This is a genomic window from Streptomyces sp. NPDC000134 (assembly GCF_042899225.1).
In the GTDB taxonomy this organism is placed as follows: domain Bacteria; phylum Actinomycetota; class Actinomycetes; order Streptomycetales; family Streptomycetaceae; genus Streptomyces.
Genome location: NZ_JBIAZN010000011.1, coordinates 190,734 through 207,527, shown reverse-complemented (window position 1 = coordinate 207,527; position 16,794 = coordinate 190,734). Strand labels below are relative to the sequence as shown.

General features: G+C 73.4%; 14 protein-coding genes. 4 read left to right on the top strand and 10 right to left on the bottom strand.

The features are described from left to right. Nucleotides 1-111: 111 nt before the first annotated feature. Entirely contained in the window at nucleotides 112-789 is a 678-nt protein-coding gene (locus ACFY32_RS18660) for a Crp/Fnr family transcriptional regulator (protein ID WP_359200925.1), read from the bottom strand. Nucleotides 790-1,104: 315 nt separating this feature from the next. Here ACFY32_RS18660 and ACFY32_RS18655 point away from each other — a divergent pair, with 315 nt between their 5' ends. From ACFY32_RS18655 to ACFY32_RS18640, 4 genes are all read left to right on the top strand, one after another. Beyond that, nucleotides 1,105-1,461, top strand: a complete 357-nt coding sequence (locus tag ACFY32_RS18655) for a DUF6281 family protein (protein WP_390674739.1) — start codon at nucleotides 1,105-1,107, stop codon at nucleotides 1,459-1,461. 111 nt (nucleotides 1,462-1,572) lie between these two features. After that, on the top strand, nucleotides 1,573-2,088 hold the full coding sequence (locus tag ACFY32_RS18650) for a hypothetical protein (RefSeq protein ID WP_359200921.1): 516 nt from the start codon (nucleotides 1,573-1,575) through the stop codon (nucleotides 2,086-2,088). 29 nt (nucleotides 2,089-2,117) lie between these two features. Next, nucleotides 2,118-3,125, top strand: coding sequence for a hypothetical protein (locus ACFY32_RS18645; RefSeq protein ID WP_390674738.1), 1,008 nt, complete (start codon nucleotides 2,118-2,120; stop codon nucleotides 3,123-3,125). A 257-nt stretch (nucleotides 3,126-3,382) separates the two neighbouring features. Next, nucleotides 3,383-3,694 carry a hypothetical protein gene (locus ACFY32_RS18640; protein WP_359200917.1) on the top strand — a complete coding sequence of 104 codons (312 nt, stop codon included), beginning with the start codon at nucleotides 3,383-3,385 and terminating at the stop codon, nucleotides 3,692-3,694. Here ACFY32_RS18640 and ACFY32_RS18635 read toward each other — a convergent pair. From ACFY32_RS18635 to ACFY32_RS18595, 9 genes are all read right to left on the bottom strand, one after another. Continuing rightward, entirely contained in the window at nucleotides 3,669-5,633 is a 1,965-nt protein-coding gene (locus ACFY32_RS18635) for an ABC transporter ATP-binding protein (RefSeq protein WP_390674737.1), read from the bottom strand. The genes ACFY32_RS18640 and ACFY32_RS18635 overlap by 26 nt on opposite strands. A gap of 212 nt (nucleotides 5,634-5,845) precedes the next feature. Continuing rightward, nucleotides 5,846-7,996 carry an SWIM zinc finger family protein gene (locus tag ACFY32_RS18630; RefSeq protein WP_390674736.1) on the bottom strand — a complete coding sequence of 717 codons (2,151 nt, stop codon included), beginning with the start codon at nucleotides 7,994-7,996 and terminating at the stop codon, nucleotides 5,846-5,848. 215 nt (nucleotides 7,997-8,211) lie between these two features. Next, entirely contained in the window at nucleotides 8,212-11,061 is a 2,850-nt protein-coding gene (locus ACFY32_RS18625; RefSeq protein ID WP_390674735.1) for an SNF2-related protein, read from the bottom strand. 95 nt (nucleotides 11,062-11,156) lie between these two features. Then, nucleotides 11,157-11,738: a sugar kinase gene (locus ACFY32_RS18620; protein WP_390674734.1), complete on the bottom strand. Its 582-nt coding sequence runs from the start codon at nucleotides 11,736-11,738 to the stop codon at nucleotides 11,157-11,159. Next, on the bottom strand, nucleotides 11,735-12,883 hold the full coding sequence (locus ACFY32_RS18615) for an ROK family glucokinase (protein WP_359200909.1): 1,149 nt from the start codon (nucleotides 12,881-12,883) through the stop codon (nucleotides 11,735-11,737). The genes ACFY32_RS18620 and ACFY32_RS18615 overlap by 4 nt, the downstream gene beginning before the upstream one ends. A 163-nt stretch (nucleotides 12,884-13,046) precedes the next feature. After that, the gene (locus ACFY32_RS18610; RefSeq protein WP_359200907.1) at nucleotides 13,047-13,838 is read right to left on the bottom strand and encodes an ATP-binding cassette domain-containing protein; all 792 of its coding nucleotides are present in this window, start codon (nucleotides 13,836-13,838) and stop codon (nucleotides 13,047-13,049) included. After that, nucleotides 13,835-14,875, bottom strand: a complete 1,041-nt coding sequence (locus tag ACFY32_RS18605) for an ABC transporter permease (RefSeq protein WP_359200905.1) — start codon at nucleotides 14,873-14,875, stop codon at nucleotides 13,835-13,837. Before ACFY32_RS18605 ends, ACFY32_RS18610 begins: the two co-directional genes overlap by 4 nt. After that, entirely contained in the window at nucleotides 14,872-15,876 is a 1,005-nt protein-coding gene (locus tag ACFY32_RS18600) for a sugar ABC transporter substrate-binding protein (protein WP_390674733.1), read from the bottom strand. Before ACFY32_RS18600 ends, ACFY32_RS18605 begins: the two co-directional genes overlap by 4 nt. A gap of 167 nt (nucleotides 15,877-16,043) precedes the next feature. Next, nucleotides 16,044-16,781: a GntR family transcriptional regulator gene (locus ACFY32_RS18595; protein ID WP_359201081.1), complete on the bottom strand. Its 738-nt coding sequence runs from the start codon at nucleotides 16,779-16,781 to the stop codon at nucleotides 16,044-16,046. Nucleotides 16,782-16,794 lie beyond the last annotated feature (13 nt).

Below are 16,794 nucleotides of genomic sequence, written 5' to 3'. Positions count from 1 at the left end.
CGGGCGGGGACGCTGATGCGTGCGATGGCGTGCACCAGGGAGCTTCACAGGGAGGGGACGGGCGTTCCGTTCCGCAGGCCCCGATGGAGAGTGACGCGCGTCACATTGCGGTCACGCGCTGTCCCGCTCTCGGACCAGCCGCCGCAGGTTGTCCTCGTCGACCACCGTGATACGGCTCTTGCCTGCCCGCACCGTGTCCGCGCCCAGTTCCTCCAGCGCCTTGGTGACGGCCTTGCGGCCCACGTTCAGATGCTGCGCCAGGTCGTCACGCGTCAGGGAGAAGGTGGGCGTCCGCCCGCCTGACGGGTCCGGCCCGCCGGAACTGTCCACGAGGCGCAGCAGGGCGAGAGCGAGGCGTTCGCTCACGGTTCCGTCGTGGATCTCCGTCTGCTCCCACAGCCGGTGCGAGGCCATCACGGCGAGACGGCCGGCCAGTTCGGGGCGTTGCACGAGCCGCCGGAAGTCCTCCGCGAGGACCACGGATGCTTTGCATATGCTCATGGCCCATACGCTGGCCGTCCGGATGCCGCCGCACTGGACCGCCATCTCGCCGAGGATCTCGCCCGCCCCCCGGAAGGCGAGCAGCCGCCGGCGCCCGTCCCGGTCGACCCGGACGACCTTGACCAACCCGCACTTCAGGGCGAGTACATGGGTTCCCGGGTCTCCCTGGGTCAGCAGGGCGGTACCCGGCAGGTAGGTCTGCAGCCGATACGCGGTCAGCCTGTCCCACTCCGCACTCGACACCAGCGCGCGAAACGGCAGCACCAAAGGGGTGCGATCTTCCCTCATGCGATCACGCTAAGCGCAGGGCGCGTCACCCAGGTACGGAATGCCGGATTCCGCACCAGTGGACGCCCAAAGCGGCCGGATTCTTACCACTCGGACGCCCCGCCCCCGACAGCGTCGGCCGGGCCGCGCCGGTCACCGGCTGCACGGACATGCCGGCCGGCGTCCCCCCGAACGAAAATGACGTCCGCCCCGTCCCAGTGGTCACGGGATCGACCGGGCCCTCGGCCAGGGGGACGTCCCGGCACTCCGCACCATCCACCAGGAGGAACGATGAACCGGTCGGGGCGAACCACGCTACTGCCTCTCGTGGCGGCCATGATGACGGTGCCGGCTGCGGCCTGCACGTCCGGAAGCATCAGCGGTGGAGGCGAGCGGGCGAGCGCCTGCGCCTACCGTGTCGTCTTCCAGGACCGCACGTACCAGGATGTCGCGAACGTGGAGTTCACGGCGGGAGACGAACTGGGTCCCGCCACCGTCCCGCCGTGCGACGACACCGGCGGCCAGGACGAGGCCGAGGAGTCCGAAGAGGCCACGACCGCCTACGCGGTGGACGGCATCTCTCCCGAGGTGGCCGTGGCCGTCGGTGACAGTCCCGACGACGTCGTCTTCGTGGCCGCCTACTCGGGTGACGAACTCCCGCCGGAGGTGCAGGACCTGGTCGACGGGTCCTGACGTCGGACCCGCCCCGACCTGGGAGATCTCGATCATGCATCTTTCATGGTCATGACATCCATCGGGGTGTGAAGATCCTCCTCGCGAAAACGATCTATCGATGGAGATGCGATGAGGACTGCCCGCTTCAAGAGGAAGACCGCCGCCTGCGCCGCGTCGTTCGCGGCGCTGGTGGGTGTGCTGGCGTCCGGCGGGCCCGCGGACGCCGCGGAGTACACCGTCATGGACAACTGCGACGTTCCGTGGATCACCTGCTCGTACGGTGACCTCTGGCTCTTCTACAACTCCAAGGACATCGCCGTCCAGGACGGCTACTACAAGTCGGCGTTCACGACCTTCTACAGCAATGTCTCCGACCACTGGGGCACCAGCCAGTACCAGGGGTCGTCCCTGTCGACGTACCGGTACGTCTTCGGCAACGGCGGCAACGGCAACGGCCAGTACATGAAGAACAACGCGGCGTCCGTGCAGAACTGCGCCCGGGACGACAACTACCGCGTGTACTTCAACTCCGGCTACGGCGGCACCTCCCAGTACTTCGCGAAGAACGGGCCGTACGGGGACTGCAACATCACCGACCTGATCACCGCGCTGAAGAACAACAACGCCTCCTCCCACTTCGCGTGATCCGCCCACTCGCACAAGGACACCTCCCCGTGACGCACATCAAGCGGACCGCCGCCGCGGTCGCCCTGGCCGCCTCCGCCCTCCTGCTCAGCGCCTGCTCCTCCGCACCGGCCCCGGACACCGCGGCCAACGCGGCCGACGGCAGACCGGTCGTCGACAAGGACAACTGGCCCGAGAAGGTCCCCACCCACGGCCTGACCAAGAACCTCACCCTGCCGCTGGAGGCGTACATGGCCTCCTACGAGGACCAGGTCACCGTCGAGCAGGCCGCCAACGACCTCCAGTCGTCCTGCATGAAGGATTACGGCATCGACCTGACGCTGCCGCGTGCGGGCGCCAACCCGCCGCCCAGCGACAACGACGCCAACATCGAACGCCGTTACGGTCTCACCGACCGGGCCGGCGCCGAGAAGTACGGCTACGAGCTGGCCCCCGCGCTGCGGGAGCACACCCGGCAGACCATGCGCGAGCTGTCCGGTGCCGAGGTGGAGGTCCTGACCGGCCACACCAAGCCCGAGCCGGTCAAGGCCGCGAAGATGGGCGAGGCGTTCGTCGGGCCCGGTCAGGGAACCGAGCCCGCCCGGACGGAGTTCAACGGGAAGAAGGTGAAGGCGGGCGGCTGTATCGGCTGGTCCAAGGCTCAACTCGGGGCGCCGGCGGCCGACCCGGTGCTCGTGGCGGAGCTGGCCGGGGAGAGCCTGACGCGATCGATGAAGGACGAGAAGGTCGTCGCGGCCATCGACGCGTGGTCCTCGTGCATGGCCGGCAAGGGACACGCGGGGCTCGCCGATCCGTACCGGGCGATGGACCAGGGTGTCACCCAGGACCAGCAGCCGACGCCGGAGTCCATCGCGCTCGCGGTCGACGACGTCGACTGCAAGCAGAAGACGGACCTGGTGAAGATCTGGTTCGGCGTGGAGTCGGCGATCCAGGACCGGCAGATCGCCGACAACCAGGACCGGCTCACCGGCATCAAGGAGCAGCACGGCAAGGAAGTCGCCGTCGCGCGCCGGCAGATGACGGCCTCCGCGCAGTGAGTGCCGGTCCGGTGAGGCGCCGGGGGCCGGCCGGTCCGGGGCCGCGTGGGGCGGCTCCGGCGCGGGTGGTGTGCCTGGTGGTGGCGGGGGTGCTGGCCGCCGGGTGTACGGCCGGGGCCGCCGACGGCGGGGCTTCCGGCGGCGGCGCGTCATCTCGGCGGCCGGCCGGCGTGAGCGCGAGCGCGAGCACGAACGCGAGTGCGAGCACGAGCGCGGCGCCGGGCGGTGCGCCGGCGCGGCCCTCACCGGTTCCTTCGGTGCACTCCGAGGGCCGCACACGCGTCCTGGAGTACGGCGACCTGGTCGTGCGGGCCACGCCGGACGGCGACGGGGTGCGCACCGAGATCGAGGTGGTGAACACCTATGAGCGCAAGGCGACGTACTCGGTCCAGATCACCATCGCCGACGGTGCGGGCTGGACCGCGTACGACCGGTTCTGGCTCCAGGGCGTCCCGCCGGGCGGGACCCGGCGGGACGAGGCGGTGATCGGCTCGGCGGAGATGGGTCCCGCTCCGCGGGTGCCGAAGATCTACGTCGACGAGTTCACCCCTCTCGTCGACCGGAAGTAGAAGGGCGGGCCGGCCGGGGGCGGGCCGGCCGGTGGTCCGGGCGGGGCGCCGGGAGCGGGTTCCCGGGCGCCGGGTCCGCCACGGGCTCGTGCGCGAGGGGCCCGTCCGCCGGGGGTCCGTGCGCAGCCGCCGGGGCGGGGGCTTCGCCGAGGAAGCCGCCCGACTGGTGCTGCCACAGCTTGGCGTAGGCACCGCCCGCGGTGAGCAGTTCGGCGTGGCTGCCCTGCTCGATGACGCGGCCGTGGTCGAGGACGACGAGGCGGTCCATGCCGGCGACGGTGCTCAGCCGGTGGGCGACCACGAGGGCCGTACGTCCCTCCATCAGCCGCCACAGGGCGTCCTGGACGAGGAGTTCGCTCTCCGAGTCCAGCGCGCTGGTCGCCTCGTCGAGCAGCAGGACCGGCGCGTCGCGCAGGATGGCGCGGGCGAGGGCGACGCGCTGGCGCTGGCCGCCCGAGAGTTTCACGCCCCGCTCCCCCACCAAGGTGGCGAAACCGTCGGGGAGTTGCTCGGCGAACTCGGTGACGTGCGCGGCCGCGGCCGCCGCGCGCACCTCCTCGTCGGTGGCCCCGGGCCGGGCGAAGGCGATGTTCTCCCGCAGGCTGCGGTGGAACATGGCGGGTTCCTGGGGCACGTAGGCGATCAGTGAGCGCAGGTCCCGCTGGCGCAGTCGGCTGATGTCCTGGCCGCCGATCAGGATGCGTCCGCCGTCGAGGTCCGACATCCGCAGCAGGAGCCGGGTGAGGGTGGTCTTGCCGCCGCCGGACCTGCCGACCAGGCCGAATCGGGCGCCCGCGGGCACGTCCAGGTCGAGTCCCCGGAAGATCGGCTCCGCCCCCGCGTGGGCGAAGGTCACGCCCTCGAAGCGGATGCCGGTGTCCTCGGGCCCGAGCGGTTCGGGGTCCGCCGGGTCGAGCACGGTGGGCGGGTCCAGCAGCAGCTCCGTGAACTGCGCCGCCTCGGTCATCGAGCTCTCCAGCCGCCGGTAGATCTGGTTGAACTCGAACATGATCTGGGTGGCGTTGGAGTAGTAGGTGAACGCGACGACGACCTCCTCCACGCCCTGACCCGAGCCGCCGAACGCGATCGCGACCAGCAGTCCCAGTACGTTGGTGAGTACGGACATGGGGGCGATCAGGGTGTCGACGCGCAGGTTGCCGTAGTCCCACGACCTGAGTGTCAGGCGCCGGGAGTCCGCGACCCGGCTGCGGTGTTCGTCGGCCTCCCGCCGCTCGGCCGCGAACGCCCGGATGGTCTCCATGTTCATCAGGCTGTCGGCGACATGGCCGGAGACCCTCGCGATCGCCGCCTCACGGTCGTCGACCAGCCGCTGCCGGCGCCGGATCAGCGGGGTGGCGACCGCCACGGTCAGCGCCATCATCGCCAACAGGCCGACGACGAGCATCGGTTCGTAGCCCCACAGCACCACCGCGCCGAACAGCAGCGGGACGAGACTGCCCACGATCCGGTACGTCACCGTGTCGACGAAGTCCTCGAAGCGCTTGCCGAAGCTCAGTACCCGCTTGGTCAGGGAGCCGGCGAAGTTGTCGTGGAAGAACGCCGCGTCCTTGGCGAGGAGTTCGTCCATGCCGCTCACGTACAGGTGTTCCATGCCGAGGGCGTCGACCCGGTTCAGGCAGTGCTGCCCGACCCGCCACACCGCCTCGGCGGCCAGCAGTGTCACGCCGAAGCCCAGGACGTACGGCAGGGCCGCGGCGAGGGTGAGGCCGCCGTCGCCCGCGGCCTGCCCCGCCAGTTTGGCGATCAGCAGCGGGGCGATGTAGCGGATGCCGATGTTGCCCACGGCCGGCAGCAGCAGCGCGGGCAGGGCCAGCCGTCGTAATCGCCTCAGTTCCCGGCCGTAGTGGCGCAGTGCCAGAACGACCGCGCTCCTGCCCGGCGTCGGTCCTCGTGTATCGGTTGCATCGGTTGTCCCCATCACGCTCCCGAAGGGTCTTTGGACATCTCCGTAGGTCGAGAAATCGGAAGTGTCCCGTCAGGGGGGATCGCCGGTCCAGGCATTTACGGCGGACCGGCGAGAACCGGGCATCCGGGCGCGGGGCATCCGGCCGCGGAGCATCCGGCCGCTGGTCAGGGGCGGGGCGTCCGGGGCTCCGGGGCAGAGGTGGGTGCCGGTGCCGTGCGGGGCGTTCACTCCTCCGCGGGTGCGCCCAGGCCGGTGAGGGCGCCCACCGGGTCGAGGTCGGGGGTGCCTCTGGGCCACCAGTCGTCGCGGCCGGGCTCGGACTCGTAGGCGTACCACAGGCCGTCCTGGCCGAGCCGGAGCTGGACGTGGCCGCGGGGGTGGGTGAGGCGGTTGCGCCAGGGGCGGAAGGCGGGGAGGTCGGCGGCGAGCAGCAGCGGGCGGGCGCGGTCGAACCGGCCGGCCGGCGGGTCCCACGGCTCCTCCAGGACGCCGAGTCCCTCCGGTCCGCCCTGGCGCCAGGCGGCCACCGCGCGGGCCAGGTCGGCCGGGGAGCGGCCGGCCGCCCCGGCGAGGGAGGAGTAGAGCGCGCGGGTGCCGGCGGTGAGGCCGGAACCGGGGCGGGCCGCGGCCAGCCGGACCGCGTCCTGCCACAGCGTCAGCCCGCCGACCGGATCGCGGCCCGTGGTGAGCAGGGCGTGGGCGCGGGCGGCGGCGTCCGTGGCGAGCTGGTCCAGGGCGAACGGGTCGGGGCCGCCCGGGGCCGCCGGATACGCCGGGGGCTGCTCGGGGTGCGGGGGCGCGGGCAGCGGCGGCGGAAGGGGCGGGAGGGTGCGCGGGGCCAGGGCGTCGGCGGCCCGTACGCCGGGCAGGGTGCCGGGGTCGCGGTCCTGGGCGGCGCGGGCCGCGCGGGCGGCGCTGAGCCGGGACAGCGCGTCGAGCAGCTCGCGCTCGCCCCGGCCGCGCAGCAGAAGCAGCACGAACGGGTCGGCGCCCAGCAGCCGGGCGGTCTGGTAGCAGAGCGCCGCGGCGTGCTTGCAGGGGTGGCCGGAGTCGGGGCAACTGCACTGCGGGGCGAGGTCGCCGGGGCCGGGGAGCAGCGGGACGCCGCAGTCGGCGAGGGAGTGCGGCAGCTCCTTGTCCAGCAGGGCGGCGATATGACCGGGGCGCTCGGCGGCGGCGTCGAGGAAACGCTCCCAGTCGGTGTCGTCCAGCGTGCGCAGCCGCACCTGCACGCGGTACGGCCGGGCGCGGCTGCCCTGGACGTAGGCGAGGACGAGTCCGGGCGTGACGGTGATGGCGTCGACGTGTCCCCGCTCGGCGTACCCGCGCCCCCGCGCCAGCCGCTTGGGGTCCAGCGCGCCTTCCTCCAGCGCGGCGACCCAGGCGTTTCCCCACCAGGTGTCGGCGAACGCCTCCCCCGCCGTCGCTCCCGCCGACGGTCCGGCCGGGAACGCGGGGAACGTCCGGCGCAGTTCGCCGTCGCGCTCGGGTGCGGCCATGGAACGGGGGGTGGTGGTGCGGGAGGGCCGGTCGGGGGCGGGCTCGGGAGCGGGGCGGGGCTTCGCCGGGGCCGGGCGGGGCCGGGGCGGCTGCTCGGCGGGGTCCTCGTCGGCGGGGAGGCGGAACGCGCCCGCGAGGAGGTCGCGCACGGCGGTGGCCCGAGCGGCGGGACTCCCGGGGCGGGCGGCGGTCGGCGCGGGGCGGACCGGGCGGCGGACGGCACCGGTGCGCTTCGCGGGCGCGTCCGGCCGGGCCCGCAGCGCGGCCCGCAACGCCTCACGCGCCCCGTCGCCGGGGCGGGGGGTGGCGTCGGGGCGAGGGGTGGCGCCGGGGCGAGGGGTGGCGCCGGGGGCGGGTTCGCTGCGAGGGCTGGAAGGCGGGGGCGGGTTCTCTTGGGCGGGGCGGTCTCCGGCGGGGGTGTCGGGGGCAGCGGGGGTGTCGGGGGCACTGGCGGCGCCGGGGCGCGTGGTGGGGGTGCCGGTGTCCTTGCCGGGGGCGTCGGTGGGCCTGGCGAGGGCATCGGCGGGCCCGGTCGGGAGGACATCGGCGCGCCTGATCGGGAGGGCATCGGTGGGTCCGGCCGGGAGGGCTTGGGCTTCGGTAGGCGTGGCCGAGAGCCCCGTGCCCTCCTCGGTCGGCGCGTCGGCCTCGCTTGGCGCGCCGGCGTCCGGAGGTGCGCCGGCGTCCGGAGGCGCGCCGGTCCGCCGGGCGGACATCGCGCGCCGCAGCGCCGCACGGGCGGCGTCGCCGGGGCGGGGCTCGGAACGGCGGTCGGACCCGGGGCCTTGCGGGGCGTCGTCCGGGAGGTGTTCGGACGCCGATCGCGCAGACGCGCCGGCGGGCACCTCGGGCGGGGGCGCCAAAGGGGCGCCCACGGACTCCGGCTCCCCGGGCGCCGACGACGCGGACGCGCCCGCGGACTCCCCGGGCGTGCCCGCGGGCTCCCCGGCCCTCGGCGGCGCACCCCCGTGCGGGGGCTCCCCGGCCGCCGACGGCGAAGGCCCGGCCTCCGTCGGCTCCTCCCCCGTCATCCCCCGTCGCTCCCGGGCCGCTCGCAGGGCGCGGCGGGCCTCGTCGGACGGGCGGGGGGTCATGCCGGCCTCCGGAGGGAGACGAGGTCGGACAGCTCGCGGTCGGTGAGTTCGGTGAGGGCCGCCTCGCCGGTGCCGAGGATCGCGTCGGCCAGGGCCCGCTTGGACCGGAGCATGTCGGCGATGCGGTCCTCGACCGTGCCCTCGGTGACGAGGCGGTGGACCTGGACGGGCTGGGTCTGGCCGATGCGGTAGGCGCGGTCGGTGGCCTGTTCCTCGACGGCCGGGTTCCACCAGCGGTCGAAGTGGACGACGTGTCCGGCGCGGGTGAGGTTGAGGCCGGTGCCCGCCGCCTTGAGGGAGAGCACCAGGACCGGGGTGGCGCCGTCCTGGAAGCGGTCCACCATGCGCTCGCGCTCCGCCACCGGCGTGCCGCCGTGCAGCAGTTCGACCGGGACGGCCCGGTCGGCGAGGTGGGCGGTGAGGATGCGGGCCATGCCGACGTACTGGGTGAAGACGAGCACCGAGCCGTCCTCGGCGAGGACGGTGTCCAGGAGTTCGTCGAGCAGGGCGAGTTTGCCGGAGCGGTCGGCGGCGGCGCGCGGTCGGCGGTGGTCCTCCTTGAGGTACAGCGCGGGGTGGTCGCAGATCTGCTTGAGGGCGGTGAGGAGCTTGAGGACCAGGCCCCGGCGGGCCATGCCCTCGGCCGTCTCGATGGCCAGCATCGACTCGCGGACCACGGCCTCGTACAGCGCGGCCTGTTCGCGGGTCAGCGGCACCGGGTGGTCGGTCTCGGTCTTCGGCGGCAGCTCGGGGACGATGCCGGGGTCGGACTTGCGGCGGCGCAGCAGGAAGGGGCGGACCAGCCGGGCGAGGCGGGCCGCCGCCTCGTCGTCCTCGCCGGACTCCACCGCGCGGGCGTGCCGGGCGCGGAAGGACTTCAGGGGGCCGAGGAGTCCGGGGGTGGTCCAGTCGAGGAGGGCCCACAGCTCGGAGAGGTTGTTCTCCACCGGGGTGCCGGTGAGGGCGACGCGGGCGGGGGCGGGGATGGTGCGCAGCGCCTTCGCGGTGGCCGAGTAGGGGTTCTTCACGTGCTGGGCCTCGTCGGCGACGACCATGCCCCAGGGCTGTCCGGCCAGGGTGGGGGCCGCCGAGCGCATGGTGCCGTAGGTGGTGAGGACGAAGCCGCCGGCGAGGCCGTCCAGGGTGCGGTCGGGGCCGTGGAAGCGGCGGACGGGGACGCCGGGCGCGAACCGGGTGATCTCCCGCTGCCAGTTGCCCAGCAGGGAGGCGGGGCAGACCACCAGCGTCGGTTCGCGGCGGGCCCGCTTCAGGTGGAGGGCGATGAGGGTGACCGTCTTGCCCAGGCCCATGTCGTCGGCGAGGCAGCCGCCGAGGCCGAGGGAGGTCATCAGGTCCAGCCAGGCCAGGCCCCGGAGCTGGTAGTCCCGGAGGGTGGCGGCGAGGCCGGGCGGCGGCTCGGCGGGGCGCGGACCGGCGGTGAGCCGGTCGCGCAGGGCGGCCAGCGCGCCCACGGGTACGGCCTCGACGCTCTCGCCGTCGACCTCGGCGGTGCCGGTGAGGGCGACGGACAGCGCGTCGACGGGGTCGAGGAGGCCCAGGTCGCGTCTGCGGGCGCGGCGGACGAGGGCCGGGTCGACCAGCACCCACCGGTCGCGGAGGCGGACGACGGGGCGGTGGGCCTCGGCGAGCAGGTCCATCTCGGCCTCGGTGAGCGGGTCGCCGCCGAGCGCGAGCTGCCAGCCGAACCGGAGCAGGTCCGCGCTCTCGAAGAAGCCGGTGCCGTCCGTGGCCGAACCGGGCGCGGGCCGGACCACGGCGGTCGCGGTGAGGTCCTGGGCGAGGTCGCGGGGCCAGTGCACGGCGACGCCGGCGGCGGCGAGGCGGGTGGCGGCGACGCCGAGCAGGTCGGTCACCTCGTCCTCGGACAGGGCCAGCACGTCGGGCACGTCCTGCTCGGTGAGCCGGTCCAGCGGGGGCCAGACCCGGGCCGCGCGGCGCACCGCGAGGGCGGTGTCGACGCGCGCCCGGGGGCCGAAGGCGGGGTCGGCCGTGCCCGACCAGAGGTCCGCGACGTCGGCGACCAGGGTGGGGTCGGCGAGGCTGTGCACCTGGACGACGGCGGCGCCCGCGCCGCGTCCGCGCCCGGCGTCGCCCTCGCCCGGGGCGTCGAACAGGGCGAACGCCGACAGGTCCAGGCGGAGCGAGATCCGTACGCCCGCGTCCATTCCGGCGGCGACCTCGGCGGCCCAGTCCTGGGCGGCGGGCAGGTGCTGGGCGGTCCGGGCGGCGAAGGGCCGCCCGGAGGCGTGGGGCGCGGCGGCGGTGCGCGGCAGGGTGTCGGCGACCGCGTCCAGGAAGGCGCGCATCAGCGCGCGGGGCTCGGGGAGCCGGACGGCGCCCGGTCCGTCCAGCGGGACGGCGTGGCCCTCGGGCGGCAGGGCGGCGGCGACGGCCCGCAGGTGGGCGATGTCGTCGGGGTCGAGGGGTCCGGCCCGCCAGGCGTCGTGGCCGGTGGCGGTGAGGCCGGGCAGCAACCGGCCCCGCGCGGCGAGCCGCAGGGCGTGCAGGGTGGCGGCGCCCCAGCAGGCGGTGGCGGGGTGGGCGGCCGGGTCGTGCCGGGCGGCGGTGAGGACGGGCAGCGCGTCGCCGAGGGGGAGGATCAGCGCGGGGACGCTGCGGCGGCGGACCCCGGCGCCGTGCCGCCGTACCACCGTCAGGGGTGCGGAGCCGGCGGGCGGCTCGCCGCCCTCGGGGTCCCAGAAGGCGACGCGTCCCTCGCGCGGGAGCGGGGCGGGCAGGAAGACGGCGGCGAGCCGGACCGGGACGGGCCCGGCGGGCTGCCCCTCTTCCGTCGTCCGCTCGGCCACCGCGGCCGTGTCACGCATACGTCCTGCCACCTCCCGCCCATGAGCCGGATCACTTGTCTTCGACTCTACGGGCGGGGTCTGACAATCGGCTCCGGCCGTCCGCCGGGGCCCGGTCAGGGGACCGTGCGCGAGACGACGTAGACCATCGGCAGGCCGGGGTTGGCCAGGTTGACGACGATGTCCTGGGTCGGGGCGGGGTTCTTCTGCGGGTGGGTGAGGCCCCACCAGGCGCCCGGTCCGGTGAACCGCCAGCCGGAGACGTCCTGGTCGCGGTCGCTGATGGTGATGCTGCCCCGCTCCAGGTCGCTCCGGTCGACGCCGACGCCGGCCAGGAAGGCGTCCAGGCCCGCGCCGGTGGTCTCGAACTGGGCGTAGAGCCTGCTGGTCTTCCAGTTGTTGGTCTCGTAGTACGCGACCTTGCCGGCGGGGTGCGGGATGGGCACCTGGAAGATGCGGCGCTGCACCTTGGAGGGCCAGGCCGCGCTCAGACCGGTCGCCGAGTACTTCATCTCCTTCTCCCGGCCGCTGCTGCGGCTCTGGTCGGCGGAGATCATCAGGTATCCGGCGGGGATGCCGATGAGCAGCACGATGGTCAGCAGGGTGAGGGTCCGGCGGCGGATCATGTGCCGCCGGTCCTCGGTCGGCCGCCTCGCCTCCCCGGGCGGCCCGACCTGGTGCGGGAGGGTCTCCGTCACAGCGCCTCCCGGTCGGTGCGGCGGGACTGGGTGTACCGCTCGTAGCGCTCGTGGCGCTCCACGCGGCGCCGGTTGGCGCGGCGGAAGCGGCGGGCGACCAGCCGGGCCAGGTCGGCGGCGCCGACCATGCCGGCCTCGGGGCCGAGCTGGGCGCGGACTATGCGGGCCTCGGGCCGGTAGCCGCGGCCGGTGAGCTGGCGTTTGAACGCGTCGCGGGCGGGTCCGATCAGCAGGTCGTCGGCGGCGCTGACCCCGCCGCCGATCACGAAGCAGGACGGGTCGAGGGCGGCGGCGAGGTTGGCGATGCCGACGCCCAGCCACTGCCCGATGTCCTGGAGCAGCTCGACGCACATCGCGTCGCCCTCCCGGGCCAGCTCGGTGATCATCGGCCCGGTGATGTCGCCGATGCTGCCCTTGACGTGCTCGATGATCCCGTACGCCACCGGCGAATCGGCCGCGGCCATCTCGCGGGCCTCTCTGACCAGCGCGTTGCCGGAGCTGTACTGCTCCCAGCAGCCGCGGTTGCCGCACGGGCAGCGGTGGCCGCCGGGCACCACCTGCATGTGTCCGAACTCGCCAGCGACGCCGTACTTGCCGCGCTTGACCTGGCCGTCCTCCAGGATCGCGCCGCCGATGCCGGTGCCGAGGGTGATCATGACGAGGTGGTCCTCGCCGCGGCCGGCGCCGAAGCGCCACTCGGCCCAGGCGGCGGTGTTGGCGTCGTTGTCCACCAGCACGGGGACCGCGAGGCGTGCGGCGATGCGGTCGCGCAGGGGTTCGTTGCGCCAGGACAGGTGGGGGGCGAACAGGACGCGGTTGCGGTCGGCGTCGACCCAGCCGGCCGCGCCGATGCCGACCGCGTGCACGTCGTGCCGGTCGGACAGGTCCAGGACCAGTTCGACGATGGTGTCCTCGACGACCTTGGGGCTCTTGGACTTGTCCGGGGTCTCCGTGCGGAGCTTCTCCAGGATGTTGCCGTCGGCGTCCACGACCCCCGCCATCACCTTGGTGCCGCCGATGTCGATGCCGACGGTCGGCACGCGGGGAGCCGTCAGGTGCGAGCGGCGTTCCCTCGTGCCGACGGTGCGCAGGACCGGGGCGCGGCGGGAGCCGATGGGGGCGGTGAGGTCGCGGTAGGTGCTCATCGGCGTCGATTGTGCCGCACGGCTCCGCCGGGTGCCGAACGGTGTCAGCGGTTCGTCGTCGGGTGCGGGTGTCAGGTGGCTGGTCGCGCCCACGCGGCGGAGCCGCAGACGACACGGCCCCCGCGCCCCCTTCGAGGGCGCTGCGGTTCGCGGAGCGGACCCTTCAGGGACGCTGGAGTTCGTGGCGCAGGTCGTCCAGTTCGTTTCCGCCCGCCATCTGCCTGGTCAGTTCGTCCAGGGTGATGTCGGCGCGTTCGTGGTTGCCGACCATCGTGCCGCGCTTGAGCAGGACGAAGCGGTCGCCGACCAGGTACGCGTGGTGCGGGTTGTGGGTGATCAAGATGACGCCCAGGCCCTGGTCGCGTGCCGCGGCCACATATTTCAGGACCACACCCGACTGCTTGACGCCCAGGGCCGCCGTCGGCTCGTCCAGGACCAGCACCTTCGCGCCGAAGTGCACCGCGCGGGCGATCGCCACGCACTGGCGTTCGCCGCCGGAGAGGGTGCCGATGGGCTGGTCGACGTCGCGCAGGTCGATGCCCATGCGCAGCAGTTCCGCGCGGGTGGTGCGGCGCATGAGGTCGACGTCCATGCGCTTGAAGGGGGCGACGCCCTTGCGCGGCTCGGAGCCGAGGAAGAAGTTGCGCCACACCGGCATCAGCGGGACGACCGCGAGGTCCTGGTAGACGGTGGCGATGCCGCGGTCCAGGGCGTCGCGGGGCGAGGAGAGCCGGGTCTCCTCGCCGTCGAGGGCGAGGGTGCCGCCGTCGTGCTGGTGCAGTCCGGAGACGATCTTGATGAGGGTGGACTTGCCGGCGCCGTTGTCACCCAGGACGCAGGTGATCTCGCCCGCGCGCACGGTCAGGGAGACGCCTTCGAGGGCGCGGACGTTGCCGTAGTGCTTGCTGACGCCGGACAGCTCGACGAGGGCCGTACGGTTCGGGGTCTCGGTCACTTGGTGGCCTCCGCGCGCTTGCGGACCCAGGCGTTGAGCAGGGTCGCGAGGAGCAGCATGGCTCCGAGGAAGAACTTGAACCAGTCGGGGTTCCACTCGGCGAAGACGATGCCCTTGCTGGTCATGCCGAAGATGAACGCGCCGACCGCCGAGCCGACGGCGCTGCCGTAGCCGCCGGTGATCAGGCAGCCGCCGATGACGGCGGCGATGATGTAGATCAGCTCGTTGCCCACGCCCTCGCCGGACTGGACGACGTCGTAGCTGAACAGCAGGTGCTGGCCGGCGATCCAGGCGCCGAAGGCGACGCCCATGTAGAGGCCGATCTTGGTCTTGGCGACCGGGACGCCCACCGCGCGGGCGGCGTCCTGGTTGCCGCCGACCGCGAAGATCCAGTTGCCCGCGCGGGTGCGCAGCAGGACCCAGCTCGCCACGGCGACCAGGGCGAGCCACCACAGGATGGTCACCTTGAACCCGACGCCGCCGACGGTGATCGTCGAGGCGAAGACGGCGCGGGCGGAGGGGAAGCCCTCCATGTCGGCGATGGTCTTGGTGGAGACGGTGCCGCCGATCAGCTTGGTGAAGCCGAGGTTCATGCCGGTCAGCATCAGGAAGGTGCCGAGCGTGATGATGAAGCTGGGCAGCCTGGTGCGGGTCAGCATGAAGCCGTTGAAGGCGCCGATGGCGAGGGTGACCAGCAGGGAGACGCCGACGCCGACCCAGACGTCGGCGGTCATCTGGTAGCTGAACATCGAGGAGATCAGCGCCGAGGAGGTGACCATCACGCCCGCGGACAGGTCGAACTCCCCGCCGATCATCAGCAGCGCCACGGGGACGGCCATGATGCCGATGGTCGAGGAGGCGTACAGGACCGTGCTGATGCTGGAGGCGCGCAGGAAGCTGTCGGCGGCCACGGCGAAGAAGACGAAGACGGCGACGGCGCCGACGACCGAGCCCAGTTCGGGGCGGCCGAGGAGCTTGCGCAGCGGGGAGGTGCGCAGCACCCTTTCGTCGGCGGTGGAGGCGTCGGTGGCGCTCATCGGGTGCCCCGCTCGGTGTAGTCCGCCAGTTCGCCGGCGTCGTCCTTGGTGATGATCTGCGGCCCGGTGAGCACCGGCCGGCCGCCGCCGAGGACATCGGCGTTGTACCTGTTCAGCCAGAGCAGGTCGACCGCCTCGTAGCCCTGGAGGTACGGCTGCTGGTCGACGGCGAACCCGAGGGTGCCGTCGGTCAGGCCGGCGGCCACCTTGGCGTTGAGGTCGAAGGTGTCGATCTCGGCCTTGCTGCCCGCGCCCTGCTTGGCCTTGACGGCGGTGTCCGCGTACGGCGCGCCGAGCGTGACCACCGCGTCCACCGACTTGTCGGTCTGGAGCTTGGCCTCGATGGCGGACTGCACGTCCGGCATGCTGGTGCCGTTCACGTAGAGCCGCTGGACCTTGCCGTCGAAGGTCTTCTCCACGCCGTCGCAGCGCTGCTCGTGGCCGACGTTGCCCTGTTCGTGCAGGACGCAGAGGGCCTTGTGGCGGCCCCGCTCGTTCAGTTCCTCGCCGACGGCCTCACCGGCGATGGTCTCGTCCTGGCCGATGTGGGTGAGCGCGCCGAACTCCTTGGACTCGGCCGAGCCGGAGTTCACGGTGATCACCGGGATGCCCGCCTTGACCGCGCGGGCGACGGCGGCCTTCATCGCGTCGGGCTTGGCCAGCGTGACGATGATCCCGTCGACCTTCTTGTCCACGGCCGCGTCGACGAGCTGCGCCTGCTGCTGGGCCTCGTCGTCGTGGGAGTACAGGAAGTTGATGTTGTCCTTGACGGCGGCCTGCTCGGCACCGCTCTGGACGATGTCCCAGAAGGTGTCGCCGTCACCCGAATGGGTGATCATCGCGAAGGTCCAGCGGGGCGTGTCCACCGCCGCCCTGCCCTGGGCCGCCGCGGCCTTGCGGGCGTCCTCGGCGCGCTTGCCGCCGGTGCTGCTGCATCCGGCGAGGGAGAGTGACAATGCCCCTGCCAGCGCGATGCCTGTCCAGGTCCGAAACCGTGCCACGAGGCGGTGCCCTTCTTGCTGTGTTCTGTGCTGGTTCTGTCCTGCGTCGGAGCCGGTGGCGTCACCGACTCAAACGCCCCATTGTCGGGCACGCGCGCCGGGCGCGCCGCGCGGGGGGCCGATGCCGGGCGTCATGTCCGGACATTACGACGTGGCGAGGCGCGATCTCAGGACCGTACGAGGAGCTGGAACTCGAACGAGTAGCGGGACGGCCGGTAGGTGTGGGTGCCGAACTCCACCGCGCGCCCGGTGTCGTCGTACGTGGTGCGCTCCATGGTGAGCAGCGGGGCGCCGGTCTCCTCGCCGAGCCGCTCGGCCTCGGCGGCGGTGGCGGCGCGGGCGCCGATGGCCTGGCGGGCGCTGTGCAGGGTGATGCCCGCGCCCCGCATCAGGCGGTACAGGCCGGTGGTCTCCAGGGGGCCGGTGTCCAGGTCGAGCAGGCCGGGCGGCAGGTAGTTGCACAGGCAGGCCATCGGCTCGCCGTGGGTCAGCCGCAGCCGTTCGATGTGGTGGACGTCACTGCCCTCGGGGACGGAGAGCGCGGCGGCGATCCCGGCGGTCGCCGGGACGACGGTGTTGACCAGGACCTTCGTGGCCGGGTGCTGCCCCGCGGCCGCCAGGTCGTCGTAGAGGCTGCTCAGCTCCAGGGGGCGCTTGACCTGGCTGTGCACGACCTGGGTGCCGACGCCGCGGCGGCGGACCAGCAGGCCCTTGTCGACCAGCGACTGGATGGCCTGGCGGACCGTGGGCCGGGACAGGCCGAGCCGGCCGGCCAGCTCGATCTCGTTGCCCAGCAGGCTGCCGGGGGTGAGGGCGCCGTGCTCGATGGCCGCCTCCAACTGCTGGGACAGTTGGAAGTACAGCGGCACCGGGCTGCTCCGGTCCACGCTGAGGTCGAGCGTCACGGTCGGGTCGGCT

What these genes read in the sequence shown, in the direction of transcription:
- ACFY32_RS18660 (WP_359200925.1), bottom strand. Translation starts at nt 789, where the DNA reads ATGAGGGAAGATCGCACCCCTTTGGTGCTGCCGTTTCGCGCGCTGGTG.
- ACFY32_RS18655 (WP_390674739.1), top strand. Translation starts at nt 1,105, where the DNA reads ATGATGACGGTGCCGGCTGCGGCCTGCACGTCCGGAAGCATCAGCGGT.
- ACFY32_RS18650 (WP_359200921.1), top strand. Translation starts at nt 1,573, where the DNA reads ATGAGGACTGCCCGCTTCAAGAGGAAGACCGCCGCCTGCGCCGCGTCG.
- ACFY32_RS18635 (WP_390674737.1), bottom strand. Translation starts at nt 5,633, where the DNA reads ATGGGGACAACCGATGCAACCGATACACGAGGACCGACGCCGGGCAGG.
- ACFY32_RS18625 (WP_390674735.1), bottom strand. Translation starts at nt 11,061, where the DNA reads ATGCGTGACACGGCCGCGGTGGCCGAGCGGACGACGGAAGAGGGGCAG.
- ACFY32_RS18615 (WP_359200909.1), bottom strand. Translation starts at nt 12,883, where the DNA reads ATGAGCACCTACCGCGACCTCACCGCCCCCATCGGCTCCCGCCGCGCC.
- ACFY32_RS18605 (WP_359200905.1), bottom strand. Translation starts at nt 14,875, where the DNA reads ATGAGCGCCACCGACGCCTCCACCGCCGACGAAAGGGTGCTGCGCACC.